The sequence below is a fragment of the Ruegeria sp. H7 genome (assembly GCF_056532945.1).
The window spans coordinates 22312-45670 of record NZ_JBQFNZ010000003.1 but is presented as its reverse complement, the minus strand read 5'-3'; the positions used below and the strand labels follow the sequence as shown (position 1 = coordinate 45670).

General features: G+C 60.6%; 24 protein-coding genes and 1 pseudogene. 10 read left to right on the top strand and 15 right to left on the bottom strand.

What is annotated here, in order from left to right; genetic code table 11:
• Positions 1–6 precede the first annotated feature (6 nt).
• A complete protein-coding gene (locus ACR0AC_RS09045; RefSeq protein WP_480872909.1) occupies positions 7–456 on the bottom strand; it encodes a CopD family protein in 450 nt (149 codons plus the stop codon).
• Positions 457–860: 404 nt separating this feature from the next.
• Between ACR0AC_RS09045 and ACR0AC_RS09040 the strand changes: the two genes are divergently transcribed.
• From ACR0AC_RS09040 to dnaQ, 4 genes are read left to right on the top strand one after another with little or no spacing between them, the layout of a single operon-like run.
• Positions 861–1460, top strand: a complete 600-nt coding sequence (locus tag ACR0AC_RS09040; protein ID WP_480872907.1) for a Maf family protein — start codon at positions 861–863, stop codon at positions 1458–1460.
• On the top strand, positions 1457–2290 hold the full coding sequence (locus tag ACR0AC_RS09035) for a shikimate dehydrogenase (protein WP_480872905.1): 834 nt from the start codon (positions 1457–1459) through the stop codon (positions 2288–2290). Before ACR0AC_RS09040 ends, ACR0AC_RS09035 begins: the two co-directional genes overlap by 4 nt.
• On the top strand, positions 2287–2880 hold the full coding sequence (coaE, locus tag ACR0AC_RS09030) for a dephospho-CoA kinase (RefSeq protein WP_170453346.1): 594 nt from the start codon (positions 2287–2289) through the stop codon (positions 2878–2880). Before ACR0AC_RS09035 ends, coaE begins: the two co-directional genes overlap by 4 nt.
• Positions 2873–3595 (top strand): DNA polymerase III subunit epsilon, encoded by a 723-nt coding sequence (gene dnaQ, locus ACR0AC_RS09025; protein ID WP_480872903.1) that lies wholly within the window; start codon positions 2873–2875, stop codon positions 3593–3595. Before coaE ends, dnaQ begins: the two co-directional genes overlap by 8 nt.
• Before the next feature lie 24 nt (positions 3596–3619).
• On the opposite strand, the gene secB is transcribed toward dnaQ, so the two are convergent.
• Both secB and ACR0AC_RS09015 read right to left on the bottom strand, forming a co-directional pair.
• Positions 3620–4120, bottom strand: a complete 501-nt coding sequence (gene secB / locus ACR0AC_RS09020) for a protein-export chaperone SecB (protein ID WP_170453344.1) — start codon at positions 4118–4120, stop codon at positions 3620–3622.
• A 54-nt stretch (positions 4121–4174) separates the two neighbouring features.
• The gene (locus ACR0AC_RS09015; RefSeq protein WP_480626471.1) at positions 4175–4675 is read right to left on the bottom strand and encodes an FxsA family protein; all 501 of its coding nucleotides are present in this window, start codon (positions 4673–4675) and stop codon (positions 4175–4177) included.
• A 108-nt stretch (positions 4676–4783) separates the two neighbouring features.
• Here ACR0AC_RS09015 and ACR0AC_RS09010 point away from each other — a divergent pair, with 108 nt between their 5' ends.
• Genes ACR0AC_RS09010 through ACR0AC_RS09000 form a run of 3 tightly spaced genes read left to right on the top strand, consistent with a single transcriptional unit; the run spans position 4784 to position 7067 of the window.
• On the top strand, positions 4784–5443 hold the full coding sequence (locus ACR0AC_RS09010; protein WP_480626470.1) for a Tim44/TimA family putative adaptor protein: 660 nt from the start codon (positions 4784–4786) through the stop codon (positions 5441–5443).
• Positions 5440–6480 (top strand): murein transglycosylase A, encoded by a 1041-nt coding sequence (gene mltA / locus ACR0AC_RS09005; RefSeq protein ID WP_480626469.1) that lies wholly within the window; start codon positions 5440–5442, stop codon positions 6478–6480. The genes ACR0AC_RS09010 and mltA overlap by 4 nt, the downstream gene beginning before the upstream one ends.
• Complete coding sequence (locus ACR0AC_RS09000; RefSeq protein ID WP_480626468.1) at positions 6480–7067, top strand: Smr/MutS family protein; 588 nt, start codon at positions 6480–6482, stop codon at positions 7065–7067. Before mltA ends, ACR0AC_RS09000 begins: the two co-directional genes overlap by 1 nt.
• Here ACR0AC_RS09000 and ACR0AC_RS08995 read toward each other — a convergent pair.
• The 3 genes from ACR0AC_RS08995 to hslU form a co-directional block, all read right to left on the bottom strand.
• Positions 7064–8284, bottom strand: a complete 1221-nt coding sequence (locus ACR0AC_RS08995; RefSeq protein WP_480872900.1) for an MFS transporter — start codon at positions 8282–8284, stop codon at positions 7064–7066. The genes ACR0AC_RS09000 and ACR0AC_RS08995 overlap by 4 nt on opposite strands.
• Complete coding sequence (locus ACR0AC_RS08990; RefSeq protein WP_480872898.1) at positions 8281–9381, bottom strand: alpha/beta hydrolase; 1101 nt, start codon at positions 9379–9381, stop codon at positions 8281–8283. The genes ACR0AC_RS08995 and ACR0AC_RS08990 overlap by 4 nt, the downstream gene beginning before the upstream one ends.
• A gap of 96 nt (positions 9382–9477) precedes the next feature.
• Positions 9478–10785 (bottom strand): ATP-dependent protease ATPase subunit HslU, encoded by a 1308-nt coding sequence (gene hslU, locus ACR0AC_RS08985; RefSeq protein ID WP_480872896.1) that lies wholly within the window; start codon positions 10783–10785, stop codon positions 9478–9480.
• 200 nt (positions 10786–10985) lie between these two features.
• On the opposite strand from hslU, the gene ACR0AC_RS08980 reads away from it, so the two are divergent.
• Positions 10986–11387 (top strand): DM13 domain-containing protein, encoded by a 402-nt coding sequence (locus tag ACR0AC_RS08980; protein WP_480872894.1) that lies wholly within the window; start codon positions 10986–10988, stop codon positions 11385–11387.
• Between the two features lie 105 nt (positions 11388–11492).
• Positions 11493–12734 (top strand): MFS transporter, encoded by a 1242-nt coding sequence (locus ACR0AC_RS08975; RefSeq protein ID WP_170623539.1) that lies wholly within the window; start codon positions 11493–11495, stop codon positions 12732–12734.
• Here ACR0AC_RS08975 and hslV read toward each other — a convergent pair.
• Positions 12726–13283 (bottom strand): ATP-dependent protease subunit HslV, encoded by a 558-nt coding sequence (hslV, locus tag ACR0AC_RS08970; RefSeq protein ID WP_170520858.1) that lies wholly within the window; start codon positions 13281–13283, stop codon positions 12726–12728. The genes ACR0AC_RS08975 and hslV overlap by 9 nt on opposite strands.
• 197 nt (positions 13284–13480) lie before the next feature.
• On the opposite strand from hslV, the gene ACR0AC_RS08965 reads away from it, so the two are divergent.
• Positions 13481–13675 (top strand): DUF1127 domain-containing protein, encoded by a 195-nt coding sequence (locus ACR0AC_RS08965; protein ID WP_170453333.1) that lies wholly within the window; start codon positions 13481–13483, stop codon positions 13673–13675.
• A gap of 61 nt (positions 13676–13736) precedes the next feature.
• On the opposite strand, the gene ACR0AC_RS08960 is transcribed toward ACR0AC_RS08965, so the two are convergent.
• The 8 genes and pseudogenes from ACR0AC_RS08960 to tsaE all read right to left on the bottom strand — a co-directional run bounded on the left by ACR0AC_RS08960 (position 13737) and on the right by tsaE (position 23333).
• Positions 13737–14099: a Lin0512 family protein gene (locus tag ACR0AC_RS08960; protein ID WP_170520856.1), complete on the bottom strand. Its 363-nt coding sequence runs from the start codon at positions 14097–14099 to the stop codon at positions 13737–13739.
• Positions 14096–14446, bottom strand: coding sequence for a Lin0512 family protein (locus tag ACR0AC_RS08955; protein ID WP_480872892.1), 351 nt, complete (start codon positions 14444–14446; stop codon positions 14096–14098). The genes ACR0AC_RS08960 and ACR0AC_RS08955 overlap by 4 nt, the downstream gene beginning before the upstream one ends.
• Before the next feature lie 75 nt (positions 14447–14521).
• A pseudogene (gene trxA, locus ACR0AC_RS08950) lies at positions 14522–14860 on the bottom strand (thioredoxin); the annotation flags it as partial.
• 42 nt (positions 14861–14902) lie between these two features.
• Positions 14903–18262: a double-strand break repair helicase AddA gene (gene addA, locus ACR0AC_RS08945; RefSeq protein ID WP_480872890.1), complete on the bottom strand. Its 3360-nt coding sequence runs from the start codon at positions 18260–18262 to the stop codon at positions 14903–14905.
• On the bottom strand, positions 18259–21183 hold the full coding sequence (addB, locus tag ACR0AC_RS08940) for a double-strand break repair protein AddB (protein ID WP_480872888.1): 2925 nt from the start codon (positions 21181–21183) through the stop codon (positions 18259–18261). The genes addA and addB overlap by 4 nt, the downstream gene beginning before the upstream one ends.
• Complete coding sequence (locus ACR0AC_RS08935) at positions 21176–21862, bottom strand: nucleotidyltransferase family protein (RefSeq protein WP_480872886.1); 687 nt, start codon at positions 21860–21862, stop codon at positions 21176–21178. The genes addB and ACR0AC_RS08935 overlap by 8 nt, the downstream gene beginning before the upstream one ends.
• Positions 21859–22863, bottom strand: a complete 1005-nt coding sequence (locus ACR0AC_RS08930; RefSeq protein WP_480872884.1) for an aminoglycoside phosphotransferase family protein — start codon at positions 22861–22863, stop codon at positions 21859–21861. Before ACR0AC_RS08930 ends, ACR0AC_RS08935 begins: the two co-directional genes overlap by 4 nt.
• Complete coding sequence (gene tsaE / locus ACR0AC_RS08925) at positions 22860–23333, bottom strand: tRNA (adenosine(37)-N6)-threonylcarbamoyltransferase complex ATPase subunit type 1 TsaE (RefSeq protein ID WP_480872882.1); 474 nt, start codon at positions 23331–23333, stop codon at positions 22860–22862. The genes ACR0AC_RS08930 and tsaE overlap by 4 nt, the downstream gene beginning before the upstream one ends.
• Positions 23334–23359: the final 26 nt, after the last annotated feature.

The window sequence follows — 23359 nt, the reverse complement described above, 5'->3', positions numbered from 1 at the left end:
AAGTGCCTAGAACTTCAGAACGACCGCCAGGACGATGATTACCATCAAAACGGTCGGAACCTCGTTCATCATGCGATACTGCCGCCCTGTGAGCGTATTTCGCCCCTCAAAGAAGTCCTTGCGCCGGGCCATCAGCCAGTGATGGAACCAGGTCATCCCGATCACCGCTGCCCCTTTCAGCCAGGGCCAGGCAAAATCCCATCCGACGATGCCCGGCGTGAACACCATGATCAGGCCGCACACCCAGGCGACGATCATCGCGGGACGCATGATCACGCGCAGCAGCTTTTCTTCCATTTCAAAGAAGATCTCCTGCGCGCCGTCGACGGCCTGCGCCTTTTCAACGTGATAGACGAACAATCGGGGCAAATAGAACAGGCCAGCCATCCATGAGATCACGGCCATGATATGCAGTGCCTTCACCCATGGGTAGATCGTGAAAAGCAGATCAGTCATTCCGGCTCCGGTCGTTGCTCGGAACTCTCCCTAATAAAAAAATATGAAAGAAGAAAGGAAGATGGTTTTGTAGGGTGCGTAATTTCCGTGGATTACTTTTTTACCCCTTGGTTTTCCCCAGGTGGACAGTTTTGACGAGATGCAGGCCGATTCTGTGAGTTTCAGAAATAGATATTAAATAACAGATACTTATCAATAGATCATCTTGCACCCTCTGGGGATAACTGCCTGAATATCTATGGGGGATTCAGTTATCCCTTGGTTCCGAGTTATCCTTGTCCCGGATGGACAGCGTTCGGGCGACTCGGGGAAGTTTCGAGCAGATTTCCCGGGCTTGCGTGTCAATCGGAAAACCATACAAAGCGTCCAAGAACGCTCAACGATTTGCACACGGGGTTGTCCACATGTCTGTCCCCATCATCCTGGCCTCGGGCTCAAGCATTCGCGCGCAGCTGCTGGAAAATGCAGGCGTGCCTTTCACCGTGCAGGTGGCGCGCGTGGATGAGGATACCATAAAGCGCGCACTGCTGGCTGAAGAGGCCTCGCCCCGCGACATCGCAGATGCGCTGGCCGAGATGAAGGCGCGCAAGATCAGCGACAAGTCCCCCGGCGCGATGGTGCTGGGTTGCGATCAGGTGCTGGATTTCGAGGGCCAGTTGCTGTCGAAACCGAAAACGCCCGAGGACGCGTTTGCGCAGCTCAAGGCGATGCGTGGCAAGCGGCATATGCTGTTGTCGGCAGCTGTGATCTATCAGGATGGTGAGCCGATCTGGCGACATATAGGACAGGTCCGCCTGCGGATGCGGATGAGTTCCGATGCCTATTTGCGTGATTACATCGACCGGAACTGGGACAGCATTCGCCACGCGGTCGGGGGGTACAAGCTGGAAGAAGAAGGTGTGCGCCTGTTTGCAACCATTGACGGCGACTATTTTAACGTTTTGGGTATGCCCTTGTTGGAACTGCTCAACTATCTGGCTGTCAAAGGGGTGATCGATCAATGACGGACTATCGGGTACCTCTGGCCGGGGTGATCGGGCATCCGATCGGGCATTCCCGGTCGCCCAAGCTGCATGGGCATTGGCTGAAAACCTATGGGTTGCCGGGGCATTACATTCCGATGGATGTGGCCCCTGCGGATCTTGAAACCGTACTGCGGACCCTGCCCAAGGCCGGGTTTGTGGGCGCGAATGTGACCGTGCCCCATAAAGAAGCCGCACTGCGGATCGCCGATCATGTCTCTGACCGGGCAACGGTGATCGGGGCAGCCAATACGCTGGTGTTTCGCGAGGATGGCTCGATCCATGCCGACAACACCGATGGGTACGGGTTCATGGAGAACCTGCGCAGCGGCGCGCCGGACTGGAACGCTCAGGACGGGCCAGCCGTGGTGTTTGGGGCCGGGGGGGCGGCGCGCGCAGTTCTGCAGGCCTTGGCCGAAGCTGGCGTGCCCGAGATTCTGCTGACCAACCGCACCCGCGCGCGGGCGGACCATCTGAAAGAGGAGTTCGGCCAACGCGTCACCGTGGTCGATTGGGTTCAGGCCGGAAATGTCGTGGAAAATGCGGAGCTTGTGGTCAACACAACCTCGCTGGGCATGCAGGGTCAGCCGGAATTGCGCGTGCCGCTGGACGGGTTGCAGCCCGGAGCGGTGGTGACCGATCTGGTTTACGCGCCGCTAAAGACCAACCTTCTGAAAACAGCAGAAGACGCCGGGTGCACCACGGTCGATGGCCTTGGCATGTTGCTGCATCAGGCGGTTCCTGGGTTCGAGCGTTGGTTCGGTGTCCGCCCCGAGGTTGACACCGATACTCGCGCGGCGGCATTGGCATGAGCTTTGCGCTTGGCCTGACTGGCTCGATTGGCATGGGGAAAAGCACCACTGCGCAGATGTTCGTCGATGAAGGCTGCGCGCTGTGGGATGCGGATGCGGCGGTGCATCGGCTTTATGCGCCGGGTGGTGCGGCGGTTGCCCCGATGGGTGCGGCCTATCCTGACGCCATCATCGACGGATCGGTCAGCCGGGACGCGTTGAAACAGATCATTTCACAGGACGGGTCTGCGCTGAAAGCCATTGAGGCCATTGTCCATCCTCTGGTCGCGGGGGACCGGGCGGCCTTTCGCGAAAGCGCGACGGCAGACATTCTGGTGTTCGACATCCCCCTGCTGTTTGAAACCGGCGGCAATGCGGCAATGGACGCGGTCGCCTGTGTTTCGATCCCGGCCGAAGAACAAAAGCGCCGCGTCATGGCGCGCGGCACGATGACCGAGGCGCAGTTTGAGCAGATCAGAGCCAAACAAATGCCAAATGACGAAAAATGCGCCCGGTCGGATTATGTGATCGTGACCGACACTCTGGACCACGCCCGCGCGCAGGTGCAGGATGTGGTCAGGCAGATACGGGCGGGGATGGCAGATGCGTGAGATTGTACTCGATACCGAAACCACAGGCTTTGATCCCGAAAGCGGCGACCGGATTGTCGAGATCGGCGCGGTCGAGCTGTGGAACCATGTGGCCACGGGTGAGACCTATCACGTCTATATCAACCCCGAACGGTCGATGCCCGAAGAGGCATTTGGTGTGCATGGAATTGGCCCCGATCTGCTGGACACCCCGCGCCCGCCCGAAAAGGGTGAGGTGACGCTGAAAGACAAGCCCGTTTTTGCCAAGATCGGGCAAGGCTTCCTGGATTTCATCAGGGATTCAAAACTGGTGATCCACAACGCATCCTTCGATATGAAATTCCTGAATGCGGAACTCAGATGGATGAATCTGCCGCAGATTCCCATGGATCAGGCGCTGGATACGCTGGCCATAGCGCGCAAACGGTTTCCGGGTTCACCCGCGTCATTGGACGCGCTGTGCCGCCGGTTCAACATCGACAATACCAATCGAGTTTTGCACGGGGCGTTGCTGGACTCGGAAATTCTGGCCGAGGTCTATCTGGAACTGATCGGCGGTCGGCAACCTGATTTCGGCCTGTCCACCTCGGCTGCATCAGGTGCAGGTGGTGCGGATGACTGGCGTCCGTCGCCACGCGCAACGGCCCTGCCGCCTCGGATCACCGATGAGGAACGCGCAGCGCATGAGGCTTTTGTTGAAAAACTGGGCGACAGCGCCCTGTGGACCCGCGCCTGAACCGGTCAGGCACGGGTCAAACCCTTAGGCGTCGGTCTTTTCGGCCTGAGCGGCCTGACGACGCATCAATTCGTTGCGGTAGAGTGCCACGAAATCGATATTGTCCAGGTTCACCGGCGGGAAGCCACCGTCGCGGGTGATGTCGCTGACGATGCGGCGCAGGAACGGGAACAGCATCCGCGGGCATTCGATCATCAGGAACGGATGGATCTGATCCTCTGGCACGCCTTCCACGTGGAACAGGCCGCAATAGTCCAGTTCGCACAGGAACAGGACATCGTCCATGCCCTTGGCTTTCGAGGTCAGTTTCAGCTTGACCGAAACCTCGTACTGATGCTCGGTCGGGCGCTTCTTCGCGTCCAGGTTCACCTGAACCTGAATCTCGGGCTGTACGTCACCCGACACGCCTTTTTGCGCCATGACGTTTTCAAAGGACATATCACGGATGAACTGTCCCAGAACACGCATCTGAACCTGCGGGGCAGCTTGGGCCGCAGTGTTTTCTGCAGCGTTTTCTTCGGCCATGGATCTACTCCAAAAATGAAATTCGACACTGCTTAGCAACTTGAGGGCGGTACCTCAATGCTGGGGCGGGCCTTCGACCCATTTTGAAGGCTTCGAGGGCTCTTTCCGGGGGCGCACCTCGGTAAATTCTCCGTCAATCACGTCGCCCTGATCGAACGGGCTGCGCCCGGCCTGAAACCCGGCACCCGTGCCCATCTGGAACTGGGTGACTTTGACTTTGGACTTCAGATACCGGAACACGGCCACCCGAACGCCCGGAATAAGCAGGGCAAAACCAATGGCATCGGTGAAAAATCCGGGTGTCAGCAGCAATGCGCCGGATAACAGGATCATGGCCCCATGGGCCAAAGGCTCGGTCGGGTCGTCCAGCTTGGCAAAGGATTGCTGCAATTGTCCCAGCGCCATGCGACCTTGTGTCCGCACCAAAACAGTGCCCAAAACCGCTGTCAGGACCACAATTCCCAGCGTTGGCCATAGGCCGATCAGACCACCCACTTGAATAAACAGGGCGATTTCGATGATCGGAACCAACAAAAATGCCAAGAACAGATACATTTGCGTTATCCTTTCCATATGGCCGGGCTGTGGACTTGCCACCAACTGTCACCTACATAGTGGCAGGAGGCCGCGTACACAAAGTCTCGGTTCTGAAAAGAGGATGAAATGAACGAACCCATGATCCAGTTGCTGGTCCTGGCCGGAATTGCCATTTTCCTGATCCTGCGCTTGAAAAGCGTATTGGGTTCGCGTGAAGGTTTCGAGAAACCTCCTGTTCCGCATCAGCCCGATACGGGCGCATCCCGTCGTGATTTCGAGGTGATCGAAGGCGGCCCCGATCATGACATCACCGACCACGTCCCCGAAGACAGCGAACAGGCGCAGACCCTGGCCGCGATGAAGCGGGTCGAGCCCAGCTTTTCCGTCAGCGAGTTTGTTCAGGGCGCGCGCGGTGCTTATGAGATGATCGTAATGGGGTTCGAAAAGGGCAATCTGGACGAAATCCAGCCCTTCCTGGCGGAAGATGTGTTTGACACCTTCGTCTCGGTTGTCGCGGCCCGCGAAGATCAGGGCCTGACCATCGAGGCCGAGTTCATCGGTGTGCGCGAAACCACGCTTGCGGATGTGTCCTTCGACAAGGACACCAATGAGGCCGAGATCACCATGAAATTCGTTGGTGAGCTGACCTCGGTCGTGCGCGATCGCGGGGGTGACATTATCGAAGGCAACCCGAACACCGTGAAACGCCAAAAGGACAGCTGGACCTTTGCCCGTGTGATGGGCAAGGACGATCCGAACTGGCTGCTTGTTGCCACGGACGCATGATTGCCACGCTCCGGTCGCTTTTACTGGTGGGCGTCATGACCACCGCCAGCGCCGCCGGAGCCGAGGCGACGCGATCTATCCTGTCGTTTGACGATCTGCAGGGCTGGGCCGAGGATGACCACGGCGCGGCCCTTTCCGTTTTTCTCAACACCTGCGGCGATCTGAAAGACCCCGATTGGCGCGCGTTATGTGGCGTGGCCCGGACCTACGACGCCGATGCCGCGCGGGCGTTCTTTGAGCTGTTCTTTCGCCCGGTTCTGGTCGAAGACGGTGAAGACGCACTGTTCACCGGGTATTTTGAACCCGAACTGGACGGGTCGAAAACCCGCTCCGACCGGTTCAAATACCCGATCTACAAGATGCCGCCCGAAGCGCGGGCCGAAGGTCCGTGGCTGAGCCGCAGGGACATCCTGACCGGCGATGTGATGCAGGGGCGCGGGCTTGAGATCGCCTGGGTCGATGATCCGGTCGAGCTGTTCTTTCTGCAAATTCAGGGCTCGGGGCGGGTTCGGTTGCCGGATGGTGGGGCATTGCGTGTTGGATACGGCGGCGCGAATGGTCATCCCTACCGGTCGATTGGCGTGGAATTGGTTCGGCGCGGTATTTTGGGCTCGCATGAGGTCAGCGCTCAGATGATCCGCGCCTGGGTGCGCAAGAACCCCGAAGCCGGGGCGGAACTGCTGTTTCACAACCCATCTTATGTGTTCTTCCGCGAAGTCAGCCGCGTTGCGCCCGAACTAGGGCCGCTGGGGGCCATGAACCGATCCATCACCACCATGCGCAGTATCGCCGCCGATCCGGCCTATACGCCGCTGGGTGCCCCTGTCTGGGTGGAAAAAGACGGGAAGAACCCGCTGCGTCGATTGATGATCGCGCAGGACACCGGCGCGGCGATCAAAGGCGCGCAGCGGGCGGATATTTTCTTTGGAACCGGGGATGATGCAGGTCAGGCGGCTGGGCGGTTGAAGGATCCCGGCCGCATGGTTGTACTGCTGCCGATCCAACGCGCCTACGCCCTGTTGCCGGATGAATTCTGATGACCCGGCGCAAACTGACCAGTGAAGAGATCGATCTGTGGCGCAAGGTCGCCAAGCAGGCTGAGCGGCTGCACCCCGAGATCCCTCAGACCGTGCACCCGACGACCTTGCCGAAACCAACGCCCAAGAAACTGCCGAAACCGCGGATCGAGGCGTTTGAACTGGGTCAGAGCCATCAGGGCAAGTCGTCCGGGAACACGCTGAAGCCGTCGATCACGGAAACGCTGCGGTCTGCACCGGTGCAGATGGACACCAAGGCGTTCGGTCGCATGAAGCGCGGCAAGTTGAAGCCCGAGGGCAAGCTGGACCTGCATGGCATGCGGATCGATACGGCGCATCCAGCGCTTGTGCGCTTCGTGCTGACCGCGCAGGCACAGGGAAAGCGGCTGGTGCTGGTGATCACCGGCAAGGGCAAAGATCGCGATGAGCCCGGTCCGATCCCCACACCACGTGGCGTGCTGCGCAATCAGGTGCCGCATTGGCTGTCGATCCCTCCGCTGGCGCAGGCGGTGATGCAGGTGACGCCCGCCCATATCAGCCATGGCGGGGATGGGGCGTATTACGTCTATCTGCGGCGCAGTCGCTAGAAATCGGCCTTGGCACGGTGAATGCCCAGCCAGATCAGCGCGCAGACCAGCAGGAAAAATCCGGCGACCCACAGAAATTGCGCGCTGAGCGAAACCCCGAGGTCGATCAGCACACCGGTCAGAACCGGGCCGATGGCCGACCCAAGAACCATCAGCGCTGTCGCCAATGCCTTGATCGCGCCGATATGCCGGGTGCCGTAGAACTCGGCCCAGAAGGCGCTGGGCAGAGTGTTGTGTGCCCCTGCGGTGATGCCCAGAAAGATCAATCCGATCAGAGCATTGCCGATGGTGTCCGAATAGGCTAACACACCAAATCCGATGGCCATGGGGATCTGGTAAAACGGCATGATCCGCGCGGTGCCCCATTTGTCCAATGCCCAGCCTGCCGCAAACATGGACAGGATTGAAACCCCCGTGAATATCGGAAACAAGGCAACCAGCTGGATATGAGGCCAGTCCTTGACCTCGGCCAGATGTACCTGATGGAAGAAGAAGGCGGTGATGAACGCTGACGGCCCCAGAATTGCCGGGGCCATGCACCAGAACAGCGGATGAAACAGCGCCTCATGTCGGGTCCAGTGACGCCCCTGCATGCCAGTTGCCGCGTACTCGTCCGCAAGGGCTTGGGGCGTTCGTTCCTGACGCAGCAAGCGGATCAGAACCGGGATGCCCAGCAGGATCAGACCCGCTGCAATGACCCAAAGCCAGCGCCAGTCCAGAAACGCCATCGCTGCGACAAAGGTCAAAGGCAGCAGTGACTCGCCAATTGAATAACCCAATGAGGCGATGGACAGGGCTTTGCCCCGCGATGCAGTGAACCAACGCGCCATCGCTACCTGCGCCAGATGGACGCTCATCCCCTGCCCGAACAGGCGCAGGAAAAAGACAACCAGCGGCAACAGAACGATCCAGCTGTTCAGCGCCATCGCCATCGCGGCCAAGGCCAGACCTGCCAGAACGACCGGGCCCAGTGCCCGCACGCGGAAGATGTCGGTCAGCCCCCCGGCCCAGACCATCACGCCTGCCGCCACCAGCGTACCCAGCGAATAAAGCCCGCCCCAGGCCCCGTGGCTTAGCCCGTAATCCGCCCGGATTTCCCCTGCGAAGATCGAAATGAAGAAAGTCTGCCCAAAGCTGGACAGGAAGGTCAGCAATAATCCTGTGCCAAGCCAGGATGCGTTGTCGAAAAGAAACTGACGCAGGCTGAACCGCGTCACGGGGTCGACACCTCGGCCTGTCCGGATTCGGTCAGAACAATCTCGGTCGCGCCTGTTGGATTGCGCTCGCTGGGCGGAACCAGAATATCGATGCCCGGCCTCTCGTCCGGCCCGAACGTGTTGCTGACCCGTCGCAGCGAACTGAGAATGGCCAACAGCGCCGGCGAGGTCGCGGCCACAAAATGCGAAGATTGCGCATCGCTGTTAAAGGCGGTCGTGTCGATCACGTTGATCGGAAACTCCTGCAAAGTCTCGATCGAACTGATATTGCCCAGCCGTTCGCCCTCGGCCGTGCCGCGCAGCCGGGCCGAGACATTCAGGATCTTGTCCTTCTGCGATACCATCACGATGAACGGGTCAGGCGGGGTCGCGATCCGGCTCATCTGCGAGCGGAACAGATCCACATCCAGATCGGGTGAGATCAGGACAACCCCATCGAGGTTGCGTTTCGACCAGCCGGGTTCCTGAAGCTCGGCCTGTCGCATCATCTCCATCGACAAGGCGCTGCCCATGGAATGCGCCAGCAGGATCACGCGTTTGACCCCCATGGACTTCAACTCTCGAATGGTCTGTTCCAATCCGTCTCGGGCAAACAACATGCTGTCCAGATCATATGCATAACCATAGCCGGTCGCCCGGCTGGGCCATGAATAGACCAGCGTCGTTCCGGGAATGCCGATGTCATGAGACAGCTGAGCCGCGCGAAAAATGGTCTCGGTCTGGGTCGAGTTATAGCCGTGGACAAAGATCGTCACATCATCCTGACCCTGCAGATGCTGCCGCAACCCTTGGGCGCCGTTCAGCTGCTCGACTTCCGCCAGTACAAATTCCTTTTGCGGGTTCGGGTTGGCGTAAGAGAATTTCAGGCTGCCGGGCGTATGCGTGGGCGGGATGGACACGGTGGTCTCAAGAAATTGCAGCGCCTCGCCGCGCCGGAACCCAAAGGATCCGTCAGGTTCACGCGCGCGGGTCGTGCTGGCAAAGACGGTCTTGGGCGTGCCAACCGACAGCGCGGCCGGAACGATTTCCGATATCGTCCTGTCGACGCAGGCCCCCAGAGACAGGGATAGAAACAATAGGATGAAATAGCGCAACACGACCTGCCCCCGGAACGTTTGGCGCTAAGCTATCGAATTCTGGCCCCACGTCCAGCAACATGGGGCCTGTGCGACGGCAAGTTTCGGCTGAACCTGTTACAGAACGTAACGGCTGAGGTCGGTGGATCTGGTCAACTCGCCCAGATTGTCTTCCACGAATTGTGCGTTCACGGTGATCTCGGCCCCGGCTTGATCCGGTGCATTGAACGAAAGTTCCTCGAACACCCGCTCCATCACCGTGTAAAGCCGCCGCGCGCCGATGTTTTCGACGCTTTGGTTCACATCCGCCGCAATCCGCGCCAGTGCCGCGATCCCGTCTTCGGTAAAGCTGACCGTGACCTCTTCGGTGCCCATCAGGGCGGTGTATTGGCGGGTCAGTGCGTTGTCGGTTTCGGTCAGGATGCGAACGAAATCCTCTTCGGTCAGGGCGCGCAGTTCGACGCGGATCGGCAGACGGCCCTGCAATTCCGGCAACAGGTCGGACGGCTTGGCGATGTGGAACGCGCCTGACGCGATGAACAGGATATGGTCGGTTTTCACCGGGCCATGTTTGGTGCTGACTGTGGTGCCTTCGATCAGAGGCAGCAGGTCGCGCTGCACCCCCTCGCGGCTGACGTCGCCGCCGCGCGCGTCCGAGCGGGCGCAGACCTTGTCGATTTCATCCAGAAACACGATGCCGTTCTGTTCGACCGAGTCCAGCGCAGTCTTGGTGACGGTTTCATCGTCCAGCAGCTTGTCTGCCTCTTCCCCGATCAGCGCGTCATAGCTTTCGGCCACGGTCATGCGCTTTCTGACAGTGCGCCCGCCAAAGGCCTTGCCGAAAATGTCACCCAGATTCATCATCCCCATCTGGCCACTTGGCTGGCCGGGAATGTCCAGCATGGGCATCGGGTTCGAGGTATCGGACAATTCCAGCTCGATCACCGTATCATCCAGCTCGCCCGCTTTCAGCTTCTTGCGGAACATCTCACGCGTGCCCTCGCGGGCGTCTTCGCCTGCAATGGCGGTGATGACGCGATCCTCGGCGGCCTCATGGGCACGGGCCTTTACATCCTCGCGCATATATTCGCGGGTCTGGACAATGGCCGCATCGGCCAGATCGCGCACGATCTGTTCGACGTCGCGACCGACATAACCGACCTCGGTGAACTTGGTGGCCTCGACCTTGATGAAGGGCGCGCGGGCCAGCTTGGCCAGACGGCGGCTGATCTCGGTCTTGCCGACGCCGGTGGGGCCGATCATCAGGATGTTCTTTGGATAGACCTCATCCCGGATATCGTCGGACAGTTGCTTGCGCCGCCAGCGGTTGCGCAGCGCCACGGCCACGGCGCGTTTGGCGTCTTTCTGCCCGATGATAAAGCGGTCCAGTTCCGAGACGATCTCGCGCGGGGTCAGGTCGGTCATATGCGTTCTATCCGTTTGTTTCGCAGCGGAACCTAATCATACCGGGCGAAAACACAAGCCGATCACGAAAACATCACGCCAACTCACAGAAAGCACACGGATTTTCGTGGTGATGTGAATCGCCATACCGGCATGGGCTGCGGCATAACCATGCGCGACGGGCAAGCCAGCCCGCGTCAATCTTATGGAGATACCTCATCATGATGACTCGTCGTTCGCTTTTTGTGAAGGCTGCAGCCACCGGCGCGGCCCTGACCCTGGCCGGCACCACCACTGCCCTGGCCGGCGGCGCCAAAAAGAAAGGCAATTTCGAAGGCCGCTCGAACCACATCACAAGCGGTTCGGTGAAACTGGCCAAGGATGGCGACCGTTACATCGTTGAGCTGGGCGACGACTTCTCGCTGGATGGTGGCCCCGACCCGCGCGTGGCCTTTGGTAAAGACGGCACCTACGCCCCCGACAGCAAACTGGGCGCGCTGCTGAACCTGACCGGCAAGCAATCCTACGCCGTACCGCCGACCATGGATGTGTCGGGCTACAACGAAGTCTACATCTGGTGCGAGGTTGCCGGTGTACCGCTGGGCGTTGCAGCGCTGAAGTAACCACTCTGGTCAGAGGTCGGGCCAACCGACCTCTGACACTCGGTTAGGTAACAGGACAACTGTCTGTTACACTCGCCCCAAGGTATTGGAACCGGGGGCGTTTTTATGACCAAGATTGCCAAGATCACCTTGCTGTTCGTGGTGTTTGTCGACCTGATCGGGCAAGGGCTGGTCTTTCCGATCATCAATTCCCTGATCATGGAAACCAAATCCGGCTTCCTGCCGGACAGCACCCCCGAAGGCCGGAGGCATTTCTACTATGGGCTCGTGATCGGGTGTTTCTTTCTGTCCTGGTTTCTTGGGGTCGTTTACGTCTCGAAAGTCTCGGATTCCATCGGGCGCAAGAATGCGTTGTTGGTCTGTCTGGGCGGAGCACTTGTCGGCTACGCCCTGACCATCGCGGCGCTGTATATGAACAGCCTGCTGATGCTGATCATCGGGCGCTCGATCACCGGGTTCACGGCGGGCAACCAACCCATCGCGCAGGCGGCGATGATTGATGGCAGCACCGATGCCGCCGACCGCGACCGCAACATGGGCTATATCGTGACCGGTGTCAGCTTTGGCCTTGTCGGCGGCCCGATTATCGGCGCCGTCCTGTCCGATTCCGCCCTGCTGGGCAGTTATGCCACCCTGAAAACCCCATTCTACGGGGCCTTCGTTCTGGTGCTGGTCGCCATCTTCCTCGTGACGACATTCTTCAAGGACACCCGCACCGACCGCGAACCCTTTGTCTTCCGCCCGCGCGACATCACCGACAGTCTGATTGCCGTGCGCGGTCATCCGATGGTTCTGAAAATCCTGCCGGTCTATTCATTCTTCATGATCGCCAATGTGACCTTCTATGTCTTTGTCGACAATTTCCTGACCAGCCGCTTTGGCTATGGCGTGATCGGGGGCAGCATGGCCATGGTGGTGATCGGCGTCGCGCTGGCGTTCTCCAGCACTTTCCTCGTCAAACCCGCGCAAGAGAGGTTCAGCAAGCATTCGATCATCTACACATCACTGATCGCCATGGTGATCTGCGGGCTGGCATTTGCCTTCAGCCCCAGCGGTGTGCTCAGCTATGTGCCGGTTTTCCTGTTCTATTTCCTGTTCGGCGTCGCCTATCCGACCCTGCTGGGCCTGTTCTCATCCAGCGTCAGCGAGGCGGATCAGGGCTGGGTCATGGGCGTGACCACCGCCGTTTTCTGTCTGGCGGGTGGCATCATGTCCCTGATCGGCGGCGGGTTGATGAGCATCGATATCCGTGTGCCCTATTACATCGTGGTCATTGCCGCGATTTTCGGGCTGATCGGAATGCACCGCCGCTGGAAAGGGAAAGAGATCAAGGCGCTGTTAGCCTGAAATGGTCTCAACCGTCAGATTGCCGTTGGTATAGACGCAAATATCGGCGGCAATCGCCATCGCCTCACGCGCCACCTGCTCGGCCTCTTTGTCGCTGTCCATCATCGCGCGGGCTGCGGCCAAGGCGAAGTTTCCGCCCGATCCAATTGCGGCCACGTTATGCTCGGGCTCCAGCACGTCCCCTGCCCCGGTGATTACCAGCAGGTCCTTGCCGTCGGTGACGATCAGCATAGCCTCTAGCTTTTGCAGGTATTTGTCGGTGCGCCAGTCCTTGGCCAGCTCGACCGAGGCGCGGGCCAGTTGGCCGGGCGTGGCCTCAAGCTTGGCCTCCAGACGTTCCAGCAGCGTAAACGCATCGGCGGTCGAACCGGCAAACCCGGCGACCACTTCGAACCCGCCCGGTGTCAGGCGACGCACCTTGCGGGCGGTGCCTTTGATCACGGTCTGACCCAGGCTGACTTGCCCGTCCCCGGCAATGACGACCTGCCCGCCTTTTTTGACGCCAATGATCGTTGTGCCATGCCAACCGGGAAATTCGCTGTCTGCCATGAAAGCCTCCGTTCTTGTCGGCGTTATATATGGGCCGGGCGCGGGATCGGCGCAACCCGTTGTGAAACTGCCCAAAAGATATGCAATAAATGCAAATCAGGACTGCCAAACCAGCAATTGTGAGTCTCAGATGAAGACCCTACATGGGCCTCACAACCGACAACCGGTCGGCTGTTTCACATCAAAGGACTGCGCACATGGCAACCACTGCAAATATTCATGCGCCGCTCGGAGCAGCTACCATCCTGCACGTAGTGGACGCGTTCACCAACGCTTTCGAAACCGTTGTTGAATGGAACGAGAGCCGTAAGACCCGCAAGCTTCTGTCGGAACTGAGCGACACACAGCTGGAAGATATCGGTCTGGTTCGCGCGGATATCGCGAAGCTCTGATCCTTCGACCGGATCGTCAAATCGGAACAGCCGCCCGGATCCCCGAGCGGCTTTTTCTTTGTCATTTCAAAGCGTATTTACCGACCTGAGACGGCACAAATGCCTCGATTGCAGCCGTTGCCACGATGTGACGGGTGCCAGCCGCCTGATCTACCACGTCCTGTCCCCCCAGCACTGCATGTACTTCGGCCTGTCCGCGCGGAAGGTCGGCCGCCACCTGGGCACAATCGACCTGATCGGGGTTTTGCACGCCGATTGTCACCTGCACCCGCATCTCGCCGTGATCGACGCCAAGATTCGAGAACAGCGTGATCGAGGAGTGATGCAGCGCGTCCTGCACCGCACGCCGCGCGGCCTTGGTATAGTCCTGACCATAGAGGTCATTGCCCATCCCCATTTCCAGAATGATGCGCTGTTCGCTCATTGCACCGCCTCCATGTCGAACGAAACCGCAAGCGCGGCATTGGCGATGACCGTGCGACCAGTGCTGCCGGGCTTGTCGATGTCCAGACCGCCCTTGGTGACGGTGACGCTGGGCGAGCCATAGGGAAATACCGCGACCAGCTTGCTGGTATCCACCTGATCGGGCTGTTGCACGCCGATCTCGACATCGATGATCATCGCCTCTTTCGGAAAGCCGAACAGCTCGGCCATGTTGATTGAGTTATGCCACAACGCATCCTTGATCGCGCGCAGCGCTGCTTCGGTATAATCCATCCGGCGCAGCGATGTGCCCATGCCGAATTCCACCAATACCCGTGTTTTGGCCATCTGCCCCCTCCGGTTTCTCAATAAAAAAGGCGCCCGGTTGCAGGCGCCTTTGATCTTTCATCAATCCAAAACGGATCAGATGGATTCTTCGATCCAGCTTTGCAGCGCTGCCTTCGGTGCCGCGCCCGCGCGGTTCGAAACGACCTGACCGTCCTTGAAGATGAACAGCGCCGGGATGCCACGGACGCCCATTGCGGCGGCGGCGTTGGGGTTGCTGTCCACGTCCACTTTGGCGATTTTCACCTTGTCGCCATATTCGGCAGCCAGTTCTTCCAGCGCGGGGCCGATCTGCTTGCAGGGGCCGCACCATTCGGCCCAAAAGTCCACAACTACGGGAACGGCCGAGTTCTTGACTTCGGCATCAAAGGTATCGTCGGTAACGGCTACGGTCGACATATTCTGTCTCCTGAATGGGGTAAACTCGGGAACAGAACGTAGGTGCCGGTTCGGGTAAGGTCAAGATATCTGGGTGCGGGCCAGTGCATCCGTCACAAGATCGTGTGGCAGCCACATCAGATCCGCTGTGCGGGTCCAAAGGATCGCCGTGCGAATGGTCTTGTCGGGATAGATCTGCGCCAGCGCCTGCGCATAGGCCCCCATCTGGCGCAGCAGGCCTTCGGGACAGGACTCGGCACTATCCGGAACGGTGGCATTTGATTTGAAATCAACCACATGCACCTCTGTTTCCGTCACGATCAGCCGGTCAATAACACCGTGCATCCGCTGCCCGTTCAGGTCGGCGGTCACGGGCACCTCGGCCAGCGTATCCGGGGCGAACACGGGACTGAGGGGGGCCGCCGTCATTACGGCCACGGCTTCGTTCAGCAATTCGGTTCGATCCGCGTCGTGCATATCGGGCAGAAGCCGGGCGCAAAGCTGTGCCCAGGTGTCCCGTGCGGTACCGGGCAGGTGCTCCAGCAACAGATGCAGCCGAGTGCCGCGCAGCTTCGCGGCCTCTTCATCCTGACCGGCATCACCGGGCAGCGCCTTTGCCCCGCCCAGTTCCGACGGGCTGATGGTTTCCTCGATCTGCGGTGCATCTGGGGCGGCTTGCGCGCAGAACGCGGGCAGATCATACGCCGTTTCCGGCGCGGCACGGTGTTCAACGCATGGCAGGGCATCCCAATCCCCATGGGCCAATCGCCGGGTGCGCGAACCTTCAAGCTGGGTCGCCCCTGCCCGCTCCATCGCGGTCTCGACCATCTGGTACCAGCTGGTCCCATCCTTGCCGACATCCCCCGCGGCCGCCACGATCAACCACTTTTCAGCCCGTGTTAGAGCCACATAGAGCAGGCGTAGCCGTTCATTTTCCTCACGGCTTCGGGCCTCATCCCGTGCCTGAGAGATCAGCTTGGGCGATACATCCGCAGGCACTTTCCACAACGGTGTTCCATCCGCGACCATGATCTCGGCATCGCGGGGGGCCTGCCGTTTTCCGGTATCCGGCAGGATCACGATGGGCGCTTCCAACCCTTTTGAGCCATGCACCGTCATCACCCGGATCATGTCGCCGACACCGCTCATCTGCCGTTTGATTTCCAGATCATCGGTTTGCATCCAGACCAGAAACCCGGTCAGGCTGGGAATATCCGTGCGCTCATAAGCCAAAGCCTGCGATAGCAGCGCGTTGATCCCATCCTCGGCCTCGGCCCCCAACCGCCCCAACAGCTTTCGCCGCCCGTCATGGCGGGTCAGAATGCGTTCGATCAGGTCATAAGGGCGCAGGAAATCGATCTGCCCGCGCAGGTCGTTGAGCACGGCCAGCGTTTCAGGAAATTCCTCGGCCGGGTTGCGCAGCGCGGCCCACAGGAATTTCTCTTTCCGCCGATGGGCCAGATCGAACAACGCCTGTTCGCTCCATCCGAACATCGGTGATTTCAGGACGGTGGCCAGCGACAAGCTGTCCTCGGGTGTGGCAAGGAAACTCAGCAGCGCGGCCAGGTCCTTGACCGCCAGCTCAGCGCCGACTTTCAGGCGATCAGCCCCGGCAATGGGCAGGCCCTGGGCCTTGCAGGCGCGAATGATCTCGGCAAACAGGTCTGAGCGGCGCTGGACCAGGATCAGGAAATCACCCGGCCGTACTTTGCGGCGGACAAACGTACCGGGCGTTTCGCCATCTTCGGGGACCGTCTCACCCTGCTCGATCATGCGCTTGATCGACCCTGCCACCTGCTCGGCCAGAATGACGGTGTGGTGGCGCGAACCGGGCCGGTCAACGGGGTCGGTCCAGTCGCCATCCTCGTCATCTTCGACCTTTTCGACCACCGGCCACAGATCGACGCGCCCCGGTAGATCCGCCTTGAACGCGCGGTGTTGGCTGTCCTTGTGAAACCCCGCATCGGTGCGGTTTTCGAACAGAATATCGACCAGCGACAGGATCGCGCTGGAGGATCGGAACGAGTATTCCAGCGTAGAATCCCAAAGTTTAGAGCCTGATTCTGTCAGCTTTCGCCCAAACTCAGCCTGCATCCGATCAAAGGCTTGCGGGTCCGCGCCCTGAAACGAGTAGATCGACTGTTTCTTGTCCCCGACCACGAAAATCGTGCGTTCGACTCCGGATCGGGCCCCCTCCCCGCTGGTGAATTCCTGAGCCAGCTTCTCGACCACATCCCATTGATCCGGGCTGGTATCCTGCGCCTCATCCACCAGAATATGGTCGATGCCACCATCGAGTCGGTACAGCACCCATTCGGCCACCGCCGGGTCGTTCAAAACCTGTCGTGCGCGCAGGATCAGGTCGTCGAAATCCAGCCAACCGCGCAGCTGCTTGCGCCGCTCGTATTCCGGCAGGAAAGCGGCGGCAAAGCGATGCAGAACGGCCGTTTTCTGCGCGGCCACCAGTGCGAGGCGCTGTTCGCGCGCGGCCTCGACCCGCAACATCAACGCTTCGAGTTGCGGCATCCGGTCAGCCAGCGCGCCTTCGCGCAGGGCCTTGGTCGGGAAGCCGTTGATCTTGGCAGTAAAGGGTTCTTTTGCGCCTTTGCCGGTCAGAAACACAGCCTCAAGCATGGGCAGATGTGTCAACCGCGCCTCGGTGAAGCCAGAGAGTTTCGCCGCCGCCTTGGCGTTGTTGCCGCCGCTTTCGATCAGCGCGGGCAACATGGATTGAATCAGCTCGACCTCGCCACCCAGAAACACCTGGGCCAGCAACTGGTCTTCGTCGAACCCTTCGGACAGCCCAAAACGCTGCAACAGGTCGGTGTGTTGTAACGGCTGTGCGAACAGGTTGCGCCGTTGCGCAACCGCTGCTGTCACCTTGTCAAAATCTGTATCGGTGACGAAGCGTGCAACATCCTCGATCAACCCGGCTTGGGGGCCTTCGGCGAAATCCTCAATGATTTCTTCGCGCAACAAGGCGGCGGCGCGGTCTTCCATCTCGGCGAATTGAGGGCTGACCCCGGCTTCCAACGGGAAACGGCGCAGCAGCGAGGCGCAGAACGAGTGGATGGTCTGGATCTTCAGCCCGCCCGGCGTTTCAATCGCGCGCGCAAAAAGCGTGCGTGCCTGCGCCAGCCGGTTGGGATCGATGATACCTTTGACCCCCAAATCGGTCAGTTGTTGCAACAGCGATGCGTCGCCCAGCATCGCCCATTCGCCCAGCCGCTTGAACAGCCGGTTCTGCATCTCGCTGGCGGCGGCCTTGGTATAGGTCAGACACAAGATGTGTTGGGGCTGCACCCCGTCCAGCAATAAACGCGCCACACGGTCGGTCAACACCCGCGTTTTGCCCGACCCCGCATTGGCCGCCAGCCAGGTCGAAGCATCGGGGCGCGCGGCCTGCACCTGCCGCTCGGTCGCGTCGTTGCGAGGGGTCATGTCAAGTCCTCGGGGCGGGTTTCGGCGGTGCGATCCCATTCGCCGAACCGGGCCAGATGGTCATAGTCGCCAACGTCGGTGTCCTTGTGCAGCATCCGGCGAGAGGAAAAGCCCTGATCAGGCTCTAAATAGGCCGAAACAAGCTCTTTCAACTCAGCCAACACCTTGTCTGCGGGTTCCTTGTTCAGCGGTGCGGCGACCTCTTTGTAACTGCCGCCCATGCCGATAAAGATCGCCTCGGCCACGCTGACGGGGTCGATCCCTTCGATGGCACCCTGCTCGGCCATGGCGGACTCGATCAACAGCTGTTTGTCGAACTTGGCCTGCTGGCTTTCGCTCGGTGGCGCGCCGGTTTTGTAATCGATAATCCGCAGCGCGCCCCGGCTGTTGCGGTCGATCCGATCGGCGCGCCCGACAATGGTGAAATCCAACGGCGCAAGCACCAGCTTCATCGCGGCCTCAAAGGCCACCGGCCCGCCATCGCCCCGGCGCGCGGTTTCGGCGGACAGGAAAGCGTCGGCAATCCGTTCCAGCCGCGCCAGCCATAATTTGCGGGCGGTCGGCCAGGCGACATGGGTTTCCAGCAGATCATGTGCGCGTTTCAGGAAATTCTCGCGGGTCAGCAAGGCGGTATCCAACACGCTGTCCTTGACAAAATGTTCGAGGATTTCGTGGATCACGATCCCGCGCAACAAGGCATCGGGGGCCTGCACCAACGGGTCCAGCGGTTTCAGGCGCAGCACATGCTTGGCGTAGATCGCATAGGGATCGCGGATCAGCCGCTTGATTTCGGTCACCGACAGACGCCGAGGCCGCGCCGAGACCGGAGGGCGTGGGGACGGGCGGTGCGCCGCATCGATCCGGGGGGCCTGTTCCAGCGCTTTCGCCCAACTCAGGTATGTTTGACCCCGCGCGCGCATGTCTTTAAGAGCCTCTCGGCCTCCCTGATCGGGCAAGCCCTGCAGCAGGTTGGTCAAGCGGTTCAGCCACCGCGACGGCACAGTTTCTGCGTCGTCCGAACGAGTGGCGCGGGTCAGGCAGACCTCGGGCGCGCCGATGGCCTGCTGGAAATCATGCGCCGAAAGGCCGATCCGGCGTTCTGGCAGCAACAGCCCCGCCTTGTCGCGCATCTGACGGTTCAGCCAGGGGTCAGGCGCGGGGGCCTCGGGCCAGCTGCCTTCGTTCAGACCGCCGAGGATTAGCAGATCGGCCCCCTGCACGCGGGCCTCAAGCGTTCCCCAGATCATGATGTTGGGATGCGGGGCGTCGCGGTCGCGGACCTCTTCCCCGGCCAAAAGCGCACCAAGCAAGTCGGCGAAATCATGGGCGGTCATGGGCCCGCCATGGTGCGCCTCATCCTGCAGGGCGGTCAGAACGGCCAGCGCCTTTTGCCCCGCGTTCTTGTCCCAGAGCGTGCCTTGTTCGCCTGCGATGCCGGCTGAAATGGCTTCGGCCAAAGTCCGCACGCGATCAACCCAGTCGGTCAGCGGGCGTTCACCGGTGATTTGCTGATCGCAGAAATGCGTTCCGACCCAATTCAGCCAATCCGCAGGCGCTTCGGTGCGAATGGCCGAGGCCGTCAGGCTGGCGTGATCGGGAAACGGGGGGCCATTCCGGCGCAGATCCAGTTCCAGATCGCGGGTGTGCAGCAGATGCGCGCCACGCTCAGCTCCGTCATGGCAAAGCGGGTGTTTCAGCAGGGTCAGCAAAGCCTCACCATCCAGCCGACGGGCAAACAACCCCGCGACATGGCGCAGGAACCGGCCCGGAGGCGACAGTTGCAAGGGCAGGCCTGCGCTGTCATCGGGCAGGATGTTCCAACGGTCCAGCGCCGCGCTGACTTGTCGGGTCAGCATCCGATCCGGCGTGATCAGGGCGGCGGTCTGGCCGGTTTCCGCCGCTTGTCGCAGGCGCAGGGCGATGGCCAACGCCTCGGACCGGGGCGAGTCCGCCTCGATCAGTGTCAGGTTTTTGGTCGCACGGTCCAGATCCGCCAGTTGCGGGCCTTCGGACATCCAGGCGTCGGTGATCGGGGCAGGGCGTAAAGCCAGCGAAACCAATCGGTTACGTGCAGGTGACGGTGGTTGCCTGTCCGTCCAGGGCTGGATCTGATCGGGGGTCAGTTCCAGCGCGTGCATCAGCTTGCGGAAGCGGTATTGTGGATGATCCTCTGAGGTCAGCGCCTCATCCAGACGATCCCAAACGGCATCCGGCTGGTCAAAATCATAACCCGGCAAGATCAACGCGCCCTGCGGCAAGCGCGCAACGGCCTGCATCAGCATCAGCGTTGTACCGCGCGATCCGGTCGATCCGGCCAGGATTACGGGATGCTGAGGCGGCGCGCCCTGCCAGCGGGCAATCAGGTTCTCGACCACACGACGTTGGCGGGCCTGCGCATCCATCGCCTGATCGCCTGCATCGACAAAATGATCGGCGATGCCGATAAACGCCTGTGCCCGCGCCCAATGGCCAGACATGTCGCTGACATCCAATTGCCGGATCGCGTCGGGTGAGACACCTTCGCCCTGCATCTCATCAATCAGCGCCGCCAGACTGTCGGACAGATCAAACAGTGAGGCGCGCGCGGCCAGATCGGGCTGTTGTTCTAACAGTTTCGAGATCAGCTGCGTCAGTTCCAACCGCCGCCGCAGGGGCGGGATGGCGGGCGGGATTTGCGCCAGATCGACGCTTTCCCCCAGATCGGTGACCAGAGACAGCCGGGGCAGCAGGCAGGGCGGGCCCTGATCGAACAGGTCCCGCACGCGGCGCGCCATGCGGCGGGTATTGACCACCAGTTGCACCCGCGCCAGCGCCTCGGGCGGGCCATCGCTGCGTTGGTGCAGCCCGTCGACCAGCGCCTTGGGAAAGTCGGTGCCGGGCGGAACGGCGAATACGCGGGGCAGGGCGCTGGGTTTAAACATCGGCCAGCAACCCTTCGGCCAGGGCAATCCCCTCGGGTCGTCCGACATCGCACCATCGACCGGGGTATTCGGTTGCAAACAGCCGATTTTGGTCCTGCATCCGGTTCCAAAGCAGGTTGAGAGAGAACGCCTGTTCCGAAAACTCAGCCAAGCGATCCGTTTTGATGATCTGCGCGCCGCCATAAACCAGGCCCGGCCCGCGTGTGATCCGGCCCTCGGCATCTGCGGTGAAATCGCCGGTGCCGCTGTGACCCACCGTGCGGGCAACAGGAATGCACATCAGCAGGGCATCCATCCTTTGCGAATCCCACGCGTTTTGTAGCAAGGTCAACGGGTTCGGCCCGGCCCAGATCGCGTCGGTGTTCAAGGTGAAGACCGGGTTTGACGCCAGCAGGGGCAGGGCGGCACGCAACCCGCCACCGGTTTCCAGAATCTCGGGCTCTTCCCGCGATAGCAGCACCCCCTTGGGCGTCAGATGCGCCGCAAGCTGATCGGCATGATAGTGCAGGTTAGCGACCACGCGTTCGGGATTTAAACCTTCCACATGGTCCAAAGCGTGATCGATCAGAGGTTTCCCGGCTACTTCGATCAGGGGTTTGGGCCGGTCTTTGGTCAACGCGCCCATGCGGGTTCCAAACCCGGCGGCAAACATCATGACCGCGGTCGGAGCGTTGGTCATACCGCCCTCAGCCTCGCCAGATTTTCAGGGGTCGGCTCGGGCAGCGCCTCCCGCACCACATCCGCCACGGAAAGCAGGGCAGGATGTTCCAGATCGCGCATCAGATGCGACCATGTCGCAGGGATCAGGTCAATATAATGTGGTTTTCCATAATCCGTCGCCAGCCGTGCAAACCCCCCCAGAATACGCAGATTCCGTTGCGCGCCCAGAACGCTGTAAGCGGTGCGGAAATCGTGATCATTCATGCCCGAGGCCGCAACATAGCGGTTGATCATCTGCATCTCGGTCCCCACCGAAACCGACCGGCGGACATCCTGCAGCAAGGACACCAGATCATAGGCGGGGTGCCCCAGCATCGCGAGCTGGAAGTCCAGCAACCCGACCCGCTGCACCCCGTCACGATCCGGCACCCAGATCAGGTTCTCGGCGTGGTAGTCGCGCAGAACCACCACTTTTGTTCCGGACGTTTCGCGGTGCAGAATATCGGAAAACCGGCTTTCGAACCGAGCCAGCGCATCGGTGTCGTGGTGTCCCTGAATACCTTGGGCATATTTGGTGAAAGACAGCGATGACAGCTCGGTCATCAGCGCCGGGTCGTAGGACGGTAAAGACAGCGAGGGCGCATTGTGCAGGTGAAGCAGCACATCGGTCGCGGCCTCATACAATTTGCGTTCCTTGCCGGGGTCTTTGTCCAGAACGCGGGCGAACAGGTCATCGCCCAGATCCTCCAGCAGCAGAATGCCAAACTCGGCGTCTTCGGCGTAAATCTCGGGTGCGTTCAACCCGACCGAGCGCAGGTATTCTGCCACCCGCACAAACGCGTTGACGTCTTCGCCTTTTTCGGGCGGCGCATCCATCAGAACGGCGGTGCGGCCAGTCGCGGGATCGGTCAGACGCTCATAGCTGCGGTTCGAGGCATCCCCGGCCAGAGGCGCGCGGTGGGCCTCGGCCCATGGAGTCTGCGCGATCAGCGCCTCGGTCAGTATGGCCCGGTTGGTCATGTGGTCGTCTCCAGTTTTTGCGACCATTTCGGGTCGGACCATTTAAGCGTCAGGTGGCGGGTTTCTTCCGCGTTAGGGTCTGTTTCGAACACAAGACTTAACGCGGATTGCGGCGTCAGAGGGCCCAGTTTATCGGGCCATTCAACCAAGCAGATCGCAGTTTCAAACGCGTCGATCAGGCCCAGTTCTTCGACCTCTTCGACCATGCTCAGCCGGTATAGATCGCAATGCCAGACTTCACCGGCCTGCGTGTCATAGGCCTGAATCAGAGTGAATGTGGGTGAGGGCACATCCTCGGGCACCTGCATCAGCGACTGGATCAGGCTGCGGGCGAAATGCGTCTTACCGCTGCCGATGGGCCCTTCAAGCAGCACAATATCGCCGGGGCCGAGGGTGTTGCCCAATCGGGTGGCAAAATCGGCGGTGTCGTCCGGGGATGTCAGGGTAAGGGAAACAGGCGGCATCGTCATGGCGCCACAATGGCCTCGCGCCCGCG